Genomic DNA, 19,437 nt, shown 5'->3' on the forward strand with positions numbered 1-19,437 from the left:
CTTGGGGCGAAGGCCCCTGGGAGAGTAGGACGTAGCCACGTAATCTTTTTTTTATGTAAAGAATAGATAGAAAATTAAAAAATTAGAGGAGAAAATTAGACGATGACAAAGACGTTACAGGCATTTTTAGACACTGGTATAGAAAAAATACCTTCTCTTATATATGCTATAATATTCTTCCTTATAGGATTAATTATTGCAAAAATATGTAGAAGAGCGGTATCTAAGGTATTAAAAAAATACACTAGTGGAAAAGGATTCACTAACTTTATAGTTTATGGAGTGTATATATCTATAATAGTTGTATCTACATTAAACAGTTTAGAGATGATAGGAATAAAGACAACATCTGTTGTAACTGTTGTAGGGGCTGCAGGGTTCAGTATAGGGCTTGCATTTAAAGAGGTACTGTCTAATCTAGCATCTGGATTTTTAATACTATTTTTCCAGCCATTTAAAATAGGCGATTATATTCAGACATCGGATACTAATGTAGAAGGGACTGTACATGATATTCAGATATTTAGTACTATATTAAAAACAGTAGATAACAAGACGATAATAATTCCAAACTTCCAGATAACAAGCAATAATATTATTAACTATACGAATCAAAATATAAGAAGAATAGATTTCTCATTTACAGTTGATTACAATACTAATATAGGAGTATTAAAAGGTATTGTAGAAGAAATATTTGAAAAAGATTCAAGAGTATTATCAGATCCTAAACCATTAATAGGTATAAACTCTATGGGAAATAATTCAATGGAATTTGTCAGCAAACCTTGGGTTAAGACAGAAGATTATTGGGATGCCTATTACGATTTAATGGAAGAAATAAAGAAAAAATTCGATGAAAACCATATTGTTCTTCCTCAGGTTAATGTAGTAATAAAAGGAAAATAAAAATAGATTAAAAATTCTTATTTTCTCTTGAAAAATAGAAATTATTATAATATAATTGGATACATAATAGTAAAAGGCAATGAAGGAGCTAAGTAAAAGACAGTTCTGTTTACAGAGAGTGAGTGGTCGGTGTGAACTCATATCAGTGGTTTTTGAATCTACTCTGGAGCTTCTAATCTGAAATAAGTTAGACGTATTCCTACGTTACAGGATTTTGAGAGGAATGTACTTTTTGGTGCATTCAATTAGGGTGGCAACGCGGATAACAGATTTTCGTCCCTTTTGTAAGGGGTGAAAATCTTTTTTTTATACAAAAAAACGCCCCTGAAAAACCAAATCTGTAAATTCAATACAATATAATTGAAAATTTTATATGATTTTCAGGAATTTTAATTGGGGAGGAGCAGAAAAATGCTAGATATCAAAAGAATAAGAGAAAATTTAGATGAAATCAAACAAGCTATGCAGATAAGAGGAGAAAAAGAATTCGACCTTGATGGAGTTGTAGCACTTGATGATCAGAGAAGAGATTTATTAAAAGAAGTTGAAGTATTAAAACAGGAATTAAATGTAGAATCTAAAAAAATACCTCAGCTAATAAAAGAAGGAAAAGACGTTACAGAAGATAAAGCTAGATTAAAAGAATTATCTGATAAAATAAAAGGAATAGACGTACAGGTTAAAGAAGTAGAAGACAAATTAAACTACACATTAATGAGAATACCAAACGTTCCTCATCCAGATGTACCACAGGGAGAAACTGATGAAGACAATGTAGAAGTTAAAAAATGGGGAGAACCTAGAAAATTTGACTTTGAACAGAAAGCTCACTGGGATATAGGAACTAATTTAGGAATATTAGATTTCGAAAGAGCTGGTAAAATAACAGGATCAAGATTTACATTATACAAAGGTTTAGGAGCTAGATTAGAAAGATCTTTAATAAACTTCTTCCTAAACACTCATACAGCTGATCATGGATATACAGAAGTATTACCACCTTTCATGGCTAACAGAGATAGCTTCTGCGGAACAGGACAGCTTCCAAAATTTGAAGAAGACATGTTCAAACTAGAAGGATTAGAATACTTCTTAGTACCAACAGCAGAAGTACCAGTAACAAATATACACAGAAATGAAATATTAACTGCAGATCAGTTACCAATAAAATACTGTGCATACACTCCATGTTTCAGATCAGAAGCAGGGTCTGCAGGTAGAGATACAAGAGGTCTAGTAAGACAGCATCAGTTCAACAAAGTTGAATTAGTTAAATTTGTATTACCAGAAAACTCTTATGATGAATTAGAAAAATTAACTATGGATGCAGAAGAAATGTTACAGTTATTAGGATTACCATACAGAAGAGTTAAAATATGCACTGGTGACTTAGGATTCACTGCAGCATTCAAATTTGACTTAGAAGTATGGATGCCAAGCTACGGAAGATACGTTGAAATATCTTCTTGCTCAAACTTCGAAGACTTCCAGGCTAGACGTGCTAACATAAAATTCAAAAGAGATAAAAAATCTAAAGCAGAATTCGTTCATACATTAAACGGATCAGGACTTGCAGTAGGTAGATGTTTAGCAGCTATACTTGAAAACTATCAGCAGGCTGATGGTTCAGTAGTAGTTCCAGAAGTATTAAGACCATACATGGGTGTAGATGTTATAAAATAATAAAATTTAAAATGTAGTATATAAAGAACTGCCAAGAAATTGGTGGTTCTTTTTTTGTAATTTTTTGGAATATATCAAATAAAATATTTTATGTAAAGTTAACTTGACATAAATATAAAATGACTATATAATTAAATTAAAGAAAAGGTAAAGTTTACTTTACGTAGGAGGAAGATATGAAAAATAGATTAGAGGAGATTAGAAAGGAAAGAGGAATAAAGCAAGATGAACTTGCTAAAGTTTTAGAAGTTTCAAGGCAGACAATAAGCTCAATAGAAAATGGGCGCTATAATCCCTCTATAATACTAGCATTTAAAATAGCTAGATTCTTTGATATGACTATAGAGGAGATATTTATATACGAAGAGGAGTGATTTATATGAAGAAAAAATATTTAGAAGTAGTATTAAGTATAGTACTAATAGGTTCCGGAGCGTATTTATCAAAAGTTTGGCCAAGTGTAGTACCATTCTTCTTAATGGGATTTGGATGTAGTCTATTTGGAAAAGGAGTAGGACAAGTAATATCAGATAAAGCTATGAACAAGGACTTAGAGCTAAAAAGACAGATGGAAATAGAAGTTAATGATGAAAGAAATAGAATGATAGAATATAAGGCAAAAGCTAGAGGATTTGATATTATGACATATGCATTTGCAGCACTAATGTTTTCTCTAGCACTTATGGATATAGATATATGGGCTGAAATTTTAATAGTTATTACATATTTAGCGGTTGAAATTTATTCAGTATATTATAGGATGCAATTAGAAAAAGAAATGTAAATAAATAGGTAATTGAAATAAAAGAGATGTTATATAAATTATAGCATCTCTTTTTTTGTATGTAGAAAACCCCCAGTTAGACTGGGGGTTCAGTAAAGCTTTTAGCTTTGAGTCTTTAACAAAAAAGCTCCTTTTGATAAGATATAATTGCGGTCCGCCAACTGCAAAAAATTATCAAAAGGAGGTCGTAAAATGAACGACATACATAGTTTATCACATACAAAATGGAACTGCAAATATCATATAGTTTTTGCGCCAAAATATAGAAGAAGTTGATACAACAGGAAAAGACACAAAAAGAATAAAAGAATATATAGAAAACCAGTTGAGAGAGATATGATGAGTGAACAGCTAACGCTTGACGTAGTGGACCCGTTTACGGGTAACCAGAAGTAGTTAGCGAGTGGCGGACCGACATACGCTTTAGTTATTTATAAGATGGAAATTTATCCTAAATAAAAAAATTTTCAAAATTGTATTGACAAATATACTGTATACAAATATAATAATAAAAAATAAATAATTAGTCTGTGATGAAGAGAGTAGCTGATATTTAATTTATAGAGAGTTCAGGACGGTGGAAGCTGAATATGAGGATATCAAGTGAAGAGAGCTTTGGAGAATGTTATAGGAAATTAAGTATTATAACAGGTTTCCCGCCTTAAGGGATTGAGTGGACAGGTAATTTATTTATTTGTCAACAAGAGTGGTACCGCGGAATTTCGCCTCTTTGATGTAAATCAAAGAGGCTTTTTTATTTATAGCGCTATAAAAATAAATAAAAAAAGAGAGGTATGAATTTATGAGTAAAAGTAATGAATATGAATTAGAAAAAGTACCACAAGATATGAAACGTGGTTGGATAGCTATGTTTTCTATTCTTATGGCTGTAGGAGTGGATTTATCTTCAGTTCTTCTTGGAGCAGAGCTTGCAAGTGGAATGTCAATGAAAAATGGAATATTGTCTGTAATAGTAGGATCTTTTTTTATGGCTATACTTTATACAATATGTGCAGTAGTAGGTTCATCTACTAGTTTATCTGTATCTATGATAACAAAGAATGTGTTTGGAGAACAGGGAGCGAAAGTTTTTTCAATTGTAATAGCTCTTTCTCTTTTAGGTTGGTTTGGTGTTCAGGTAGGTTTTTTCGCTGAAAATGCACAAATAATAATAAAAGAAATTACAGGAATCAGTGTTAGTATGCCACTTTTAAGCCTTATAGGTGGACTGCTTATGATGAGCACAGCTATAGTAGGTTATAAAGCAATGGAAAAATTAAGTGTATACTCAGTTCCTTTTCTTGTAATTTTAATAGGAATAACTCTATTTTTAGCAATTGGAAAATATGGAATCAATCCAATAGAAACAGAAACAGGTAATATGAGTTTTGCAGCGGGAGTATCGTTATCTATGAGCATAGGAATAGTTGGAGCGATAATATCTCCGAATATAAGTAGATGGGCAAAAAGTAATAAAGACTGTGTAATGGCTAGTTTTTTTGGAATGCTTATTGGAAACAGTTTTATGATAATAATTTCTATAGTTTTAATAAAAATTATGGGTATTGCGGATATAATGAAAATGTTTATAGTTTTAGGTCTAGGTATACCGGGGATAATAGTATTAACACTTGCACAGTGGACAACAAATACTGGAAATATTTATTCGTCATCATTAAGTATGTCGATAATATTAAGGAATATACCTATTAAAAAGATATCGTTTACTCTTGGAATAATGGCAACTATGCTTGCGGTTTTTGGAATATATAATCAGTTTGTAGGATTTTTAAACCTACTTGGGATAATAATAGCTCCAGTTGGTGGAATATATACATCAGAATTTTATGTTATAAAAGAAAAATTCACAAATAGCAATGAGTATAATCAAAAAACTAATTTGTCAGCGATATGTGCTTGGATAATAGGAATAATTATAACATATATGGCGACACCATCACCTACAGGACTTGGAATAATAAGCATAACATCAATAGCACCATTAGATGGATTTATGACAGGATTTGTATCATATGCTATCCTATCAAAATCAAGATCATTTATAAATGAAAAATATTTAAATAAAGTAGTGGATTAAAAGAGGTAAATTATGAAGTATTTAACAGAAGAAAGTATAGAAAATATAGCTACAGGCGCTGCAGTATTAGGAACAGGTGGAGGAGGAGATCCATATATAGGAAAATTACTGGCAAAAGAAGCGATAAAAAAATATGGTCCTGTAAAGGTTATAACGATGGATGAACTCGATGATGAAGCACTTGTAGTCCCAGTTTCTGGAATGGGTGCACCTACTGTTACAATTGAAAAGTTATCTACGGAAGAAGAAATTATAAAGCCTGTAAATAAGCTTGAAGAAATATTGGGTAAAAAAGTTGATGTTATTATTCCAATTGAAATAGGTGGTACAAACTCACTTGTTCCAGTAGTAGCTGCAGCTAAAAAAGGGGTTCCAATACTTGATGCGGATGCTATAGGGAGAGCTTTTCCGGAGGCACAAATGGTAACTTTCTATCTTGAGGGATATGATTCTTCTCCTGTTACAATTGCGGATGAAAAAGGAAATTGTGCAGTTATATATCCAATAAATGGAATATGGTCTGAAAGACTAGCAAGAGCACTTACAGTTGAAATGGGAGGTAAGATGACAATATGTGACTATAGTCTTTCCGGAGAACAGGTCAAAAAAGCAGCTATAAAAGGAACTCTTACACTTGCTGAAGAGATAGGGAGCATACTCAACTTAATGAAAGATTCAAAAGAAGCCATAGATTCTATGATAGATAAACTTGATGGATTTAAACTTTTTGAAGCCAAGGTTATAGATATAAAAAGGAAATTAAGCGGCGGATTTACAAAAGGCTTTGTAGAATTTAAAGGAATAAATAACGATGAATCAGAGTATTCTATATTGTTCCAAAATGAATATTTAATAGCCAAAAAAAATGAAAAAACAATATGTACAACACCTGATTTAATATCAATACTTGACTATGAAACAGGGAAAGCTGTAACAACAGATAAATTAAAATATGGAATGAGAGTTATATGCGTATCATTCCCGTGTAATGATAAATGGAGAACAAAAAAAGGAATTGAAACAGCTGGTCCTAAATACTTTGGATATGAAGAAGAGTATGTGCCAGTAGAAAAATTGTACAATAAATTTATTGAGGAGGAATAATATGACTTATAGAATAGGAGTTGATGTAGGCGGGACAAATACGGATGCCGTATTGTTAAATGATAATTTAGAAGTGGTAGAATCTGTAAAGGTGCATACAACTTATGATATAGAAACAGGAATATACGAAGCTATCAAAAAGGTTGTAGATATGTCATCTATAGATAAAAATGAGATAAAATACGCTATGTTAGGTACGACGTATTGTACGAATGCTATAGTTGAAAGAAAAAGATTGAATAAAGTTGGAGTTATAAGAATAGCAAAACCTGCTACAACGGCAATTCCTCCTTTTTCTGATTGGCCAAATGACCTTAAAAAAGAAGTAGAATTCTATTCAGAGATAATATCCGGTGGATATGAATTCGATGGCAGAATATTGGAAGAGATATCAAAGAAAGAAGTTTTGGAGTTTTGTAAAAAAGTAAATGGAAAAGTAGGTGCAATAGCTATTACGGGAGTATTTTCGCCTATAAATAAAGATCAGGAAATAAAAGTATCAGAATGGATAAAGGAAGAACTTGGAGATATACCAATATCTCTTTCAAGTGAAATAGGCAATATTGGTATACTTGAAAGAGAAAATGCAACTATACTTAACTCAGCACTTAAAGAAGCTGGAAAAATAATTGTAAAAGGATTTAATGAAGCACTTAATAAATTAGATTTAAAGTGTGAAATTTATTTTAGCCAAAATGATGGAACTCTTATGGATGGAGAGTATACAGAGAAATATCCCATATTCACAATAGGATGTGGGGTTACAAATTCAATAAGAGGGGCATCTTATCTATCTGGTGTAAAAAATGGAATAGTTTTGGATGTAGGTGGTACTACAACGGATATAGGTGTATTAAAAGATGGATTTCCGAGAGAATCGTCTATTGCAGTAAATATAGGAGGTGTTCATACCAATTTTAGAATGCCGGATATGATATCCATAGGAGTTGCAGGAGGTACTATTGTGTCTAAAGAAGAAGATAAAATAACTGTAGGTCCGGAAAGTGTAGGATATAAAATTACAGAAGAATCTATTATATTTGGTGGAAATATTTTAACATTGACAGATGTTTCCGCAAAATTAAATAATATATTTCCAGATAAAGAGGAGATGATTTCGAAACTAGATTATAATTACTGTGAAAAAATCCAACAATTAGTTATGGATAAGATTGAAAATTCGATAGATCAGATGAAAACAAATAGGATTGATGTACCGGTTATATTGACTGGTGGAGGTAGTATTATAGTTTCGGATGAAATAAATGGAGCTAGTGAAGTTATAAAACCTGCATTTTATGATTCAGCAAATGCTGTTGGAGCAGCACTCGGTATGATAAGTGGAGAAGTGGAAAGTATATACAAACTGGACGATATATCGAGAAAAGATGCAATAGAAAATGCAAAACAAAATGCGATAAATAAAGCAAAAGATCTTGGAGCAAAAGAAGATACAATAAATATAATAAATATAGAAGATATTCCTCTTACATACTTACCAGGTAATGCGACATTAGTAAAAGCAAAAGCAGTAGGAAAATTTATATAACAAATTGACTTACAGAAAAAGTCTCAGATTATTCTAAATCAGAGACTTTTTTATTTTGTGTATAAACTTATCCCGATACAACTTATTGATAAGTGGATAACTTATGCTAAAATAAAAAATATAAACAGATAGGAGTGTGGATAAAAATGAGCATTGAAAATATAGATAAATCAGCATATATAGACACATCTGACACTGATGATGAAATTCTGGATGTGTATAACTCAGATGGAGAAAAGATAGGAGTGTGTACAAGAGGAGAAAGCCACAGAAACGGATATTATCACAAAGTAGTCCACTGCTGGTTTGAAAATACAAATGAAGATAAAAAATACTACTATTTTCAGCAAAGGGCAATGTATAAAAGTTATCCAGGACAGTACGGTGTCATGGTCGGCGGACATATAGATTCTGGAGAGGAAGAGTACACAGCACTTATAAGAGAAATATCAGAAGAAGCCGGTATAACTGCATCTGATGAAAAAATAGATTTTATCGGTCAGATTGTAGAAAATATAGTTGAGGATACATTTATAGATAACGAAATATGTAGGGTTTATAGATATACGCCGGATTTTGATGAAAAATTCAACCCTAATAAAGAAGTAGCCAGAATCGTAAGGATAGAGGAAAAAGAGTATAAAAAATGTATATTTGGAGTATCGGAAACAGCTGTAGGTGAGGTGATTTCTGTATCTAATCAGGATCATATGGAAGTAAAATCTCCTGGAGATAAAATAGAAATAAGAAAAGATTATTTCTGCGAGTACGATCTGAAATATATAAAATTTGTAACGGGAATGGATGACGACGAATTTTTTATGTGGGAAGCTTTAGCAGAGGCAAAAAAGGCATATGATAAAGAGGAAACTCCAATAGGTGCGGTAATTGTAAAAGATGGAGAAGTAATAGGAAGAGGACACAATCTGACAGAGTTTTTCCAGGATTCTACTGCACATTCAGAAATACTCGCAATAAAAGATACTGGAAATACTCTTGGTGGATGGAGACTTTTCGGATGTACGCTTTATGTAACTATGGAGCCATGTATAATGTGCTGTGGTGCAATAGTGAATTCGAGAATAAGAAATGTAGTGATAGGTGCAAAGAGAGTAAAGAATGCCAAGATAGAGAAACAGTCTGATTTTAAGAAGGAGTATTTTGAAGATTCTAAGGTTGAGTACAAGTATGGGGTGCTAGAAGAGGAATGTGCAGGGATGCTAAGAAGTTTCTTTAAGAGATTGAGATAAATAGTATTTAAATAAAAATGTGCTGACACTTTTATTTGTGTCAGCACATTTTTTATTTAATCTATAAGGTAGATTCTATTTTTCAAAATTATCCTCGTGGTTAAAAGATTTCTTCATAACCTCAAAAATATCTAAAAAAGTATCCTTGTTTCTATTATAATACTCGGGAGAAACATGGAAAGTTACATGATCCTCCTCATCTTCATCTATATAGTCAATAGAAAAAGAAATAACTCTATTTGGCTCAGAAACAGAATCTATGCTATATATAGTTTCCAGAAATCTCTCTTTGAACATTTGATAAATTATTAGTATCATTGAGATGTTTTGTTGCATATTCACTTGCATTAGTATATGAATCTGGATCTAGATTAAATGTAGAGATGACATTTAATTCAACATTTGGAGAGTCTGTAAGATTATTCATATACTCATTATCATTAAAAACAATTCCGTATTTTGCATCTGTATATAAAGTATTTAATTACAAATAAAATTACTAGAAATATTGAAGATGAAATTTTTATATGATATATTTAAATTAAAATAAAATATGAGGAGGAAATATATATGTATAAAAAAAGAATTTTATCATTCTTTCTTGCTGGTATAATTACATTATCTAGTTTTTCAACAACATCTATGGCTTTAAGCAAAAGTGATAGAGATTATATTAGGGAATTAGCAAAAGAAGAGGCTGCAAATGATTATAACGTAGAATACAATTCACTTATAATAGTAAATGAAAATTCTTTAACATCGGATGGATTATGCGCTAGTGGTTTAGTCGGTGCAACAAATGGTTTATTTATGCCAATTAATGAGGATATTTTATCTGCTAAAAAGCTTGATGATTCTATAAAAAATGGAAAAGAAAATATAAAAAATGCGTATATAATAGGTGGAACAAAAGTAATATCTGATAAATTTAAAACTGAATTAGAAGATTTAGGATATAATTGTAAAAGACTAGAAGGAAAAGATAGGGTTGAAACAAGTTTTAAAATAGCTGATGAGATAAATGAACTTACAGAAGTTGAAGAATATGCTGTTGCAAGAGCATATAAGGGAGATGCAGATGCTGTAAATATAGCTTTTCAATCTAGAAATAGAAAAATGCCGATAATACTTTCTAAGAATGGAAAAACATTGAATTACGATACTAAAGGAAAAAAAGTATATGCTATAGGTGGAACTGCTGTGTTATCAGATTCATTGGTAAAAAATTTAAATGCAAAAAGACTTGCTGGAAAAGATAGGTTTAGAACTAATGAAGCTATAATAAAACATTTCAAAGAAACTTTTATTTGTCCTGTAGATGGAATTAATGAAAGATTAGGTATAGCTATTATGGCATCTAATTATGGATATGATCAACCAGTATTAATTACAGAAAATAGCTATAAAGGAATGTTTATAGGAAGAAGATTTACATCTAACTATTTTCCAGATGATAAAAGGAGTATGACATTATCAAATTTAGCAATACATGCTAGATATGGAACAGATAAATACTTAGATACTTTACATAAAAAAACTAAAGTTAAAAAATATGATTATATTTTTGGAAGAGAAGAGTATCCTATAACACCTATGCGGAATAGCAAACATATAAAAGATTTTGAAAAAAATTATTATCCATTTGGATTATATAAGGTTGTAGATTACGAAGCATATTGGGGAGTGGACGATAATTTTGATAATAGAAGTTACTATCTTGTAAATAAGAAGAATGGCAAAATGTATAAATACGATAAAAAGAAAGATGCTATAAAACTAATATAAAGATTAAAATAAAGAAGGGTGTTACAAAATGTAGCACCTTTTTCATTTATATTATCTATTAAATTTACATTTTCAAAAAATAATAAAGCCCCAGGAAAAAAATGTGTGGAATTCCCGGAGCTTTGAGAAAAGAAATAAAAAAGAGTTGTATAAAATAATACTAGTACATTATAACATATAAAAAAGGGAAATGTAAACAAAATATCAGAATTGTTTACGGACAAATAAAAAACGAGGAAAATATTGAAATTTCAACAATAAATAATCCTCGTCTAAAAAACTAAAAATAATTATAAAAAAAATATATAACAAACAAAATTGAGATAGCTAAAATTTATCTATCAATTAAGCTAATCTAAAAGTGAAATTATCTATAAGTCTAGTTTTACCTATATAAACAGCTATAGCAACTAAAACATCTCTTTCAACAGATTCTACAGGCTGAAGAGTTTCGCTATCAACTATTTCTATATAATCAGCTTTAGCTAGAGGTTCTTCTTTTATTTCGCTTTCTATAAGGTCTCTTATTTCACTTACGCATCTTAAACCATCTTCCATAGCAGCTTTAGCTTTTGTAAGGCTTCTATTAAGTACAAGAGCAGCTACTCTTTCTTCAGCAGAAAGATAAGTATTTCTTGAGCTCTTAGCAAGACCATCAGCTTCTCTAACTATTGGGCATCCTACTATTTCAACATCCATGCTTAAATCTCTAACCATTCTTTTTATTATAGCTAACTGCTGAGCATCTTTTTCACCGAAATATGCTCTATCAGGAGTAACTATATTTAAGAACTTAGAAACAACTAAGCAAACACCACCGAAATGAACTGGTCTTTTAGCTCCACATAAACCTTTTGATAATCCTTCAACATTTACAGTTGTGCATTTATCAGGGAAGTACATTTCTTCTGGTTCTGGATTGAAAACTAAATTAGCTCCAGCATCTGTACAAAGAGCGTAGTCTTTCTGTATATCTCTTGGATAATCTTCGTAATCTTCATTTGGTCCGAACTGAGTTGGGTTTACGAATACACTGACAACTACTCTATCATTTTCTGAAACAGCTTTTTCTATTAATGATCTATGTCCTTCGTGAAGATATCCCATAGTAGGTACGTATCCTACAGTAAGTCCTTCTTTTTTCCAAGCTTTAACCTGTTCTCTAACTTCTTTTATTGTATGTACTAACATCTTAATTCTCCAATCTAATTTTTATAAAGTTGTAATTTTATTTTTTATCTGATTAATAAAGTTTTTTAAGTTCTTCTTCATCTATTTTAAAAGTATGTTTCTGTTCTGGGAATGAGCAGTTTTCAACTTCTTCTATATATTCACATATAGCATCTCTCATTACTTTACCAGTATTTGCATACTGTTTAACGAATTTTGGAACAAAGTCGTCAAACATTCCAAGCATATCCTGATAAACAAGTATCTGCCCGTCACAATCAACACCAGCACCGATTCCTATAGTAGGTATTGAAACAGCTTCAGTTATTAATTTTGCTATTGCAGCAGGAACACCTTCAAGTACTATTGAGAAAGCTCCAGCTTCTTCAAGAAGTTTAGCATCTTCTATTAATTTTCTAGCTGCTTCTTCAGTTTTTCCCTGAACTTTAAATCCACCAAATGCGTTTACAGACTGAGGAGTAAGTCCTAAATGTCCCATAACTGGTATCTGAGCGTCTACTATTGCTTTAACCTGTTTAGCTACTGTTGCGCCACCTTCAAGTTTAACTGCGTGTGCGCCACCTTCTTTAACTATTCTTCCTGCGTTTCTTACAGCATCTTCTATAGATACATGGTAAGAAAGGAATGGCATATCTCCAACTATTAATGCGTTTTTAGCACCTTTTTTAACTGCTCTAGTGTGGTATATTATGTCTTCAACAGTAACTCCAAGAGTATCTTCATCTCCTTTGATAACCATACCAAGAGAGTCACCAACTAATATTCCGTTTATTCCACAGCTATCTATTATTTTAGCCATTGAATAATCGTATGCAGTTAACATACTTAATTTTTTACCTTCTTCTTTTGCTTCTTTGAATGATAATACAGTGTTTTTCATTATTCTATTCCTCCGAGTAATTTTAAAAGTTCGCTATATTTTTTCGATGATTGTACAAGCTTTTCAAGAGAGTCTTTGTTCTCACAAAATTCTCTTTCAGCTTTAAGTTTTAATAAATTCATAGAAAGATTTTTATATATTTCGATATCACTATCCTTTAATACAGATAGATGTTTTTCTACAGGAGATACATCACCTCTAGCAACAGGTCCTGTCAAGGAAAGTCTATATCCTTTTTCTTTTATATTGTTTATATTTCCTGTAATAAGAGGATAGAGAGCCTCAAAGGCTTCATCTTCAGAAAGTCCTAATTCTGTTAAATATCCAGTTCCTATATTAAATAGCGATAAAGCTAGATTAGAAACCACTACACTTGCTAAATGGTACTTAGCAGATGAATCTGATCCTCTAGTGAAGTATTTATTGCCTAAAGAATCCATGAGTTTTATAACTTCAGAGTCTTTAGATATATTTTTACCTTCTATAGAGAAATACACGTTATTTAGTTGTTCTAAGTCTGTGAATTTATTAGAAAATGCAAACATTGGATGTATAGAATAGATTGATGCACCTGAATTTTCTGCACTAGAAAGAACATCTGATGGAATAGAGCCACTTGTATGGCAAACTGATTTTCCAGTCAGATTGTATTTTGAGATTTGATTACTTATTTCTGAAATTATGTCGTCGGGAGTGGTAATTATTATAATATTACTTTTATCGATTAAATCTTCTAAGTCTAAAAAAACTTTTGAGTCTGTTAGACTAGCAGCTTCTTTTAGTGATTCTGGATTACGACCGTAAAAACCAGAGATAACAATGTTTTTATTTTTAAAATACCTAGCAAGTGAAACACCTACTTTTCCTGGTCCGATAAATCCTATGGACATAATGGTATCACCTCCAAAACTAGTGTGATCCTAATCCCGATTTTCAGAAATATTTTTAATGCTTAAAAATAGGTACAGTTCTATAATATAGATACTATCCAAATAATATTTTAGCACCATAATTATTCAATAACAATATGAAGGAGCAAAGTAACGTTGTCAAAAGGAATATAAATTATAACTAATATTGTGCAAATTAAAAATTTGAGATTGTGACAAGAACAACTTTTTTTATTTTTCCTTGATGAAAGTATTTGTTTGTGATATCATAGTATAGTAATTCACAATGACATTTTTAATAAAAAGTGTCGTTAAAAAATTAAATACGGTTATAATTTTGCTGTACTAGATGGGGAGGTAGCGGCACCCTGTAACCTGCAATCCGCTATAGCAGGGTTGAACTCCATCTGGAGGATTTGTAATTGAAGTGCAGTCTTTATTTACTTGGTGTTGACGCTCAGGTCCTGAGCAATGGAAGCTTGTGAATCCCGTCAGATCTGGAAGGAAGCAGCGGTAAGCAATCCCTTCTGTGTGACTCAGGGATGCCTTGGCTGAGCTGAGTAATAGGGCAACGGCTTTGAGGAAAAGACGATAGATGGTGTACAGCTTATTTTTTTAATAGCACAAATCCCTTATTATATTAATGAAGGGATTTTTTTTATTCTTATATTATAAATAATAAGAATTGATTACTTTAGAAGAATTAATGATATTTTGATTAAACAATAATTTATTATAAAGGGGTGTGGTATATGCACAAGGCATTGTACAGAGAATATAGACCTCAAAAGTTTTCTGATGTTGTAGGACAGGAACATATTATAAGAACTTTGAAAAATGAAATTATGTCAGGAAATATCGCACATGCGTATATGTTCAGTGGGACAAGAGGTACAGGTAAAACTACGGCTGCAAAGATTTTTGCTAGGGCTGTAAACTGTTTAAATCCTAAAGACGGGGAGCCATGTAACGAGTGTGAATCTTGTAAGTCGATATTAAATGATAGTACTGTAGATATTTTTGAGATAGATGCAGCGTCAAATAATAGTGTCGATGATGTTAGAGAGATTAGGGAGAGTGTAAAATATACTCCAGCAAATTCTAAATACAAGGTATATATTATAGATGAGGCTCATATGCTTTCAAAAGGTGCGAGTAATGCGCTTTTAAAGACAATTGAAGAGCCACCAGAGTATGTAGTGTTTATATTTGCAACTACAGAACCAAATAAGATGATTCCTACAGTTCTTTCTAGATGTCAGAGATTTGATTTTAAGAGAATTACTGTAGAAGAGATGAAAGAAAGAATGAGATACATATGCTCTAAAGAGGGAGTAGAAGTCGAGGAAGACGCACTTTCTGTTATAGCTAGAAACTCTCAAGGAGCACTTAGGGATGCGCTTAGTATTTTGGATAGATGTATTCTGTTTGGTGATAAGTATTTAAGATACGAAGATGTTGTTGAAATTCTAGGTATAGTAAATATAGATGAGATATTTGGTTTGGCAGATGATATTATAACTCACAATGTAGCAGCTGCACTTAAAAAGATAGATTCTTTTATTTCTAGTGGCAAGGATATAGAGATTTTATCGTCTGAGCTACTTGAGCATATGAGAAATCTTATGATATGTTTAGCTGCTGGAGATAGTGCTAAAGAAATTATATCTGTTTCAGATGATGAGTTTGATAGAATGAAAAAAAGCATAGAAAATACAGATATTGATAATGTCATAAGAATTATAAATATTTTATCTGAGATTCAGAATAATTTAAAATACGCTACTGATAAGAGAACAATTTTTGAAGTAGGTATTATCAAGACTATTAAGCCTACTTATGATACAAATAAGGAAGCTCTTGAAGAGAGGGTAAAATATTTAGAAAAGGTTATAGAGAGTGGCAATATAACAGTTTCTGCAAGAAAGACTGAATTTTTAGATGAAGCAGATATGGATTCTGAAGAAGATGTAGAAGAAATATCTAAATCTAAAAAGACTAAAGCAACTAAAGATAAGTCTAGCTCTAAGAAATCAAAGAAATACGAAGAGATGAAGAGCGAGGACCTTAAAAAGATAGAGCGGCTTTGGGATAAGATTCTTGATAAGATGAAACAGGATAGAAAGATGCCTGTTAGAGCGATGCTTCTTGAAAAGAAAAGTCTTAAAGAACACAATGGTGTGCTGTATATAATTTTTGGCGAAAAATTTGCTTTTGCTAAGAAGAGTTTGAGTGACCATGGAAATTCAGAGTACATAGAAAGTGTTGTTAAGGATATTGTTCATAAGAATTTTTCAGTTAAGGTTATTTTGGAATCTGAAGCTGATATGATAAATATGGATATTGAAAAAGAAGAGGATAAGGGAGAGGAGCTACTAAAACAGGTTGTAGATCCAGAGCTTATTGAGGTAAGAGATAGTATGGACGAAGAATAAAATTTATTATTATTGCTTAAAATATGAATAAGTAATAAAATAAATTATGACTGAATTAGTACTGCTGATATAATCAGCTTACAAAGAATATAATAAATAGAATAAATAATTTTTAATTAGAGGAGGAATTTGGAATGGCTAAAAAAGGATTCCCAGGTGGAATGCCTGGTATGGGCGGAATGAACATGAATAAAATGTTAAAACAGGCTCAGAAAATGCAGGAAGATATGGCAAAAGCTCAGAAAGAGTTAGAAGAAAAAGAAGTGGAAGCATCAGTTGGTGGAGGAGCTGTTACTGTTAAGGTAAACGGTAAGAAAGAACTAGTTTCTATAAGTATAAAAGAAGAAGTTGTAGATCCAGATGATGTTGAAATGTTAGAGGATTTAGTTTTAAGTGCTGTTAATGAGGCTCTTAGAAATATAGATAATCTTCAGGCTAATCAGATGAACAAACTTACAGGTGGAATGAATATACCAGGATTATTCTAGGTGATATGATGCAGGTATATACAGAACCGATTACTAGATTAATAGAGGAATTTTCAAAATTACCTGGAGTTGGAAGAAAGACAGCTCAGAGATTAGCTTTTCATGTTGTTAATATGAATAATAATGATGTTGAAGCATTGGCAAAGGCTATTGTCGATGCAAAGAGAGAGATTAGATACTGCTCGATTTGTTGTAATATAACAGATACAGATCCATGCAGTATGTGTTCAAATAAAAATAGAGATAAAAGTGTTATTTGTGTTGTTGAGGATCCAAGAGATGTAGCAGCTATGGAGAGAACTAAGGATTATAATGGTCTTTATCATGTTCTTCACGGGGTTATTTCGCCTATGGATGGAGTAGGGCCAGATATGATTAAGATTAAGGAACTTTTGGTTAGACTTTCTAATCAGGATGTTAAGGAGATTATTATGGCTACAAATCCAACTGTTGAGGGTGAAGCTACAGCTATGTATATTGCTAGACTTGTTAAGCCGATGGGGATTAAGGTTACTAGAATTGCACATGGGCTACCAGTAGGTGGGGATTTAGAGTATGCTGATGAGGTCACAATTTCAAAGGCACTTGAAGGAAGAAGAGAGATATAATGAATATCGGAAAAGAATACGATTTTGATGAAGGTTTAGCTATGGATATTATTACTAAGAAGAGAGTTAATAAACCAAAGCAGAAGGCATCTTCTAAGAAGAAGTATAAGAATGTTGAGGGTTCTTTTAGAAATAATGCTAAGAATTATCAGTATGATTATGAAGAGGATTATTATGAACCTGAAAATAAATAGTTTTAAATTTGAATAGTGTTAGATATTAAGAAAGGGACTGTTATCTATTAAGATTTCAGTCCCTTTTTTTTAGTTATTCTGTTCTTTTATTGCTTCTTCGTTTTCCATTATTTCCTGAGATAGGTTAGCTATATTTTGAGCAGAGTTTACTTTTTTTATAGATTCGATATTTTTCTTTAGAAGCTCAACTCTTTCAGGATAGTCTAGTAATACTTTTACTAGTACTGGAAGTGTGTATTTTTTTGTTACTCTTATTACAGCGCCACAGTTTGAAAGGAAGTCTAGGTTTTCTTCCTCTTGTCCAGGTATGTAATAAGGTACTATCATAGGAATTCCTTTAAGTAATGTTTCTGTAGTTGTTAGTCCACCAGGTTTTGTGACTATTAAGTCTGCAGCATATAATATGTCGTTCATTTTATCTGTGAATCCAAGAACTTGTACGTTTTTGTTGTGTTCTGTTGTGGCTAATCTTCTATCAATTTTTTCTTTTAAGGCTTTGTTTCTTCCAGTTATCACTAAAATTTGGAAATCTCTGTTTATTTCTAAAAGTTCGTCTAGTGTTTCTTTTATGTTTCCTGCTCCAAAGCTACCACCCATTAAGACTATTGTCTTCTTTTCAGGATTTAGGTTTAATTCATTTAAGATAGTTTCTTTATCTCTATGAAGTAAGAAAGATTTTTCTACTGGTATTCCATATGGTTTTATTTTTTCTGGTTCTTCCCCTTCAGATACCAAAAGTTCTTTTACATATTCATGTCCTACTATATAGTAGTCTATTTCGTTTTGTATATGTGTTGAATGAACTGTGTAATCTGTAAGTATAGAAATTAATGGTGGTATTTCTACAGGATCTTCAGACCAATGGAAGTAGCTAGAAAGTTCTTCTATTTCAGTAGGGGAGTTTTCTGTTAGTTTTTTATCGTTCGATATTTTTTTTAGCTTACACAATGCAATCATAGGGAATGGATGTGTCCCTATAATTAGGTTAGGTTCTTCAGTTTTTATTAAAGTTTTTAATTTTCTAGCTAATAAAGATGTTAGAGGGTTATCCTTGTATTCGTTTTTTGAAACTAGCTCTGTATCTGAAAGTCTGTATATGCTCCCATATGCTTCTGGAGTATACATTGCAGATTTTTCGTAGCCTCTAGAAATTAACTTATCAGTAAAGCTGTTTATTAACTTTAAACTATCTATTATTTTACATTCAATTGGTTCACCATTTATATTTTTTAATTCAAGTTCTTCTTGAATTGCTTTAGCAGCGCGGTTATGTCCACCACCTGTAGAAGCTGACATAATAAGTACTTTTTTCATAAAATCCTCCTAATTTCAACAAATAGATTAATTTTATAAAAGTATTTGCTGATTAACAAATAGACATTTTATTTGTCTAAAAATATTTTTATTCATTAATTCAATATTAAATCTAATACAATAATTGAAAAATTACAAGTAATATGAACGAAATATCATATTGGAAAAATGAAAGTTTTTAAGTAGAAAATAAATAATTTAAAAAAATATAAAAAAAGTATTAAAAAAGTGTTGACGTTAAATGTAAAAGCTGATATTATAATACTTGTCCTTGA

The 19,437-nt window shown here is 31.4% G+C and carries 18 protein-coding genes, 1 other RNA gene, 1 pseudogene and 2 other annotated features; of the genes and pseudogenes, 15 read left to right on the forward strand and 5 right to left on the reverse strand.

The genetic code is table 11. From position 1 onward, the window contains the following. Nucleotides 1–102 precede the first annotated feature (102 nt). From DWX74_RS10125 to DWX74_RS11380, 9 genes and pseudogenes are all read left to right on the forward strand, one after another. Nucleotides 103–909, forward strand: coding sequence for a mechanosensitive ion channel family protein (locus DWX74_RS10125; protein WP_118549846.1), 807 nt, complete (start codon nt 103–105; stop codon nt 907–909). A gap of 70 nt (nt 910–979) precedes the next feature. Further along, nucleotides 980–1,193: a binding site (T-box leader), on the forward strand. Nucleotides 1,194–1,320: 127 nt separating this feature from the next. Further along, nucleotides 1,321–2,592 (forward strand): serine--tRNA ligase, encoded by a 1,272-nt coding sequence (serS, locus tag DWX74_RS10130; RefSeq protein WP_118549847.1) that lies wholly within the window; start codon nt 1,321–1,323, stop codon nt 2,590–2,592. Between the two features lie 176 nt (nt 2,593–2,768). Further along, nucleotides 2,769–2,966: a helix-turn-helix transcriptional regulator gene (locus DWX74_RS10135; protein ID WP_118549848.1), complete on the forward strand. Its 198-nt coding sequence runs from the start codon at nt 2,769–2,771 to the stop codon at nt 2,964–2,966. A gap of 5 nt (nt 2,967–2,971) precedes the next feature. Beyond that, nucleotides 2,972–3,376 (forward strand): hypothetical protein, encoded by a 405-nt coding sequence (locus DWX74_RS10140; protein WP_118549849.1) that lies wholly within the window; start codon nt 2,972–2,974, stop codon nt 3,374–3,376. A 192-nt stretch (nt 3,377–3,568) separates the two neighbouring features. Further along, nucleotides 3,569–3,646 (forward strand): annotated as a pseudogene (locus DWX74_RS11335) (IS200/IS605 family transposase); the annotation flags it as partial. A gap of 251 nt (nt 3,647–3,897) precedes the next feature. Next, nucleotides 3,898–4,109: a binding site (T-box leader), on the forward strand. Nucleotides 4,110–4,178: 69 nt separating this feature from the next. Next, the gene (locus tag DWX74_RS10155) at nt 4,179–5,474 is read left to right on the forward strand and encodes a cytosine permease (protein ID WP_118549850.1); all 1,296 of its coding nucleotides are present in this window, start codon (nt 4,179–4,181) and stop codon (nt 5,472–5,474) included. A 12-nt stretch (nt 5,475–5,486) separates the two neighbouring features. After that, nucleotides 5,487–6,578: a DUF917 domain-containing protein gene (locus DWX74_RS10160; RefSeq protein ID WP_118549851.1), complete on the forward strand. Its 1,092-nt coding sequence runs from the start codon at nt 5,487–5,489 to the stop codon at nt 6,576–6,578. A gap of 1 nt (nt 6,579) precedes the next feature. Further along, complete coding sequence (locus DWX74_RS10165; RefSeq protein WP_118549852.1) at nt 6,580–8,127, forward strand: hydantoinase/oxoprolinase family protein; 1,548 nt, start codon at nt 6,580–6,582, stop codon at nt 8,125–8,127. Nucleotides 8,128–8,273: 146 nt separating this feature from the next. Then, nucleotides 8,274–9,377, forward strand: coding sequence for a deaminase (locus DWX74_RS11380; protein WP_118549853.1), 1,104 nt, complete (start codon nt 8,274–8,276; stop codon nt 9,375–9,377). Between the two features lie 262 nt (nt 9,378–9,639). Here DWX74_RS11380 and DWX74_RS11135 read toward each other — a convergent pair whose 3' ends face one another. Further along, nucleotides 9,640–9,804 (reverse strand): hypothetical protein, encoded by a 165-nt coding sequence (locus DWX74_RS11135; protein WP_158573267.1) that lies wholly within the window; start codon nt 9,802–9,804, stop codon nt 9,640–9,642. A 143-nt stretch (nt 9,805–9,947) separates the two neighbouring features. Here DWX74_RS11135 and DWX74_RS10180 point away from each other — a divergent pair, with 143 nt between their 5' ends. Next, entirely contained in the window at nt 9,948–11,162 is a 1,215-nt protein-coding gene (locus tag DWX74_RS10180; protein WP_118549855.1) for a cell wall-binding repeat-containing protein, read from the forward strand. 345 nt (nt 11,163–11,507) lie between these two features. Here the strand turns inward: DWX74_RS10180 and panC are convergent, their stop codons facing one another. From panC to DWX74_RS10195, 3 genes are read right to left on the reverse strand one after another with little or no spacing between them, the layout of a single operon-like run. Next, entirely contained in the window at nt 11,508–12,353 is an 846-nt protein-coding gene (gene panC, locus DWX74_RS10185) for a pantoate--beta-alanine ligase (RefSeq protein WP_006441201.1), read from the reverse strand. Nucleotides 12,354–12,405: 52 nt separating this feature from the next. Then, nucleotides 12,406–13,233, reverse strand: a complete 828-nt coding sequence (gene panB, locus DWX74_RS10190; RefSeq protein ID WP_006441200.1) for a 3-methyl-2-oxobutanoate hydroxymethyltransferase — start codon at nt 13,231–13,233, stop codon at nt 12,406–12,408. Further along, a complete protein-coding gene (locus DWX74_RS10195) occupies nt 13,233–14,123 on the reverse strand; it encodes a Rossmann-like and DUF2520 domain-containing protein (protein ID WP_006441199.1) in 891 nt (296 codons plus the stop codon). The genes panB and DWX74_RS10195 overlap by 1 nt, the downstream gene beginning before the upstream one ends. Nucleotides 14,124–14,463: 340 nt before the next feature. Between DWX74_RS10195 and ffs the strand changes: the two genes are divergently transcribed. The 5 genes from ffs to DWX74_RS10220 all read left to right on the forward strand — a co-directional run bounded on the left by ffs (nt 14,464) and on the right by DWX74_RS10220 (nt 17,848). Continuing rightward, nucleotides 14,464–14,729: signal recognition particle sRNA large type (gene ffs / locus DWX74_RS10200), an RNA gene on the forward strand. Between the two features lie 146 nt (nt 14,730–14,875). After that, nucleotides 14,876–16,558 carry a DNA polymerase III subunit gamma/tau gene (dnaX, locus tag DWX74_RS10205; RefSeq protein WP_006441198.1) on the forward strand — a complete coding sequence of 561 codons (1,683 nt, stop codon included), beginning with the start codon at nt 14,876–14,878 and terminating at the stop codon, nt 16,556–16,558. Nucleotides 16,559–16,692: 134 nt separating this feature from the next. Beyond that, complete coding sequence (locus tag DWX74_RS10210; RefSeq protein WP_006441197.1) at nt 16,693–17,046, forward strand: YbaB/EbfC family nucleoid-associated protein; 354 nt, start codon at nt 16,693–16,695, stop codon at nt 17,044–17,046. An 8-nt stretch (nt 17,047–17,054) separates the two neighbouring features. Continuing rightward, complete coding sequence (recR, locus tag DWX74_RS10215; protein ID WP_040410758.1) at nt 17,055–17,654, forward strand: recombination mediator RecR; 600 nt, start codon at nt 17,055–17,057, stop codon at nt 17,652–17,654. After that, nucleotides 17,654–17,848: a hypothetical protein gene (locus tag DWX74_RS10220; protein WP_006441195.1), complete on the forward strand. Its 195-nt coding sequence runs from the start codon at nt 17,654–17,656 to the stop codon at nt 17,846–17,848. The genes recR and DWX74_RS10220 overlap by 1 nt, the downstream gene beginning before the upstream one ends. Nucleotides 17,849–17,917: 69 nt before the next feature. Here DWX74_RS10220 and DWX74_RS10225 read toward each other — a convergent pair whose 3' ends face one another. Beyond that, the gene (locus DWX74_RS10225) at nt 17,918–19,162 is read right to left on the reverse strand and encodes an MGDG synthase family glycosyltransferase (RefSeq protein ID WP_118549856.1); all 1,245 of its coding nucleotides are present in this window, start codon (nt 19,160–19,162) and stop codon (nt 17,918–17,920) included. Nucleotides 19,163–19,437: the final 275 nt, after the last annotated feature.

Source organism: Peptoclostridium sp. AF21-18 (assembly GCF_003478825.1).
Classification (GTDB): domain Bacteria; phylum Bacillota; class Clostridia; order Peptostreptococcales; family Peptostreptococcaceae; genus Peptacetobacter.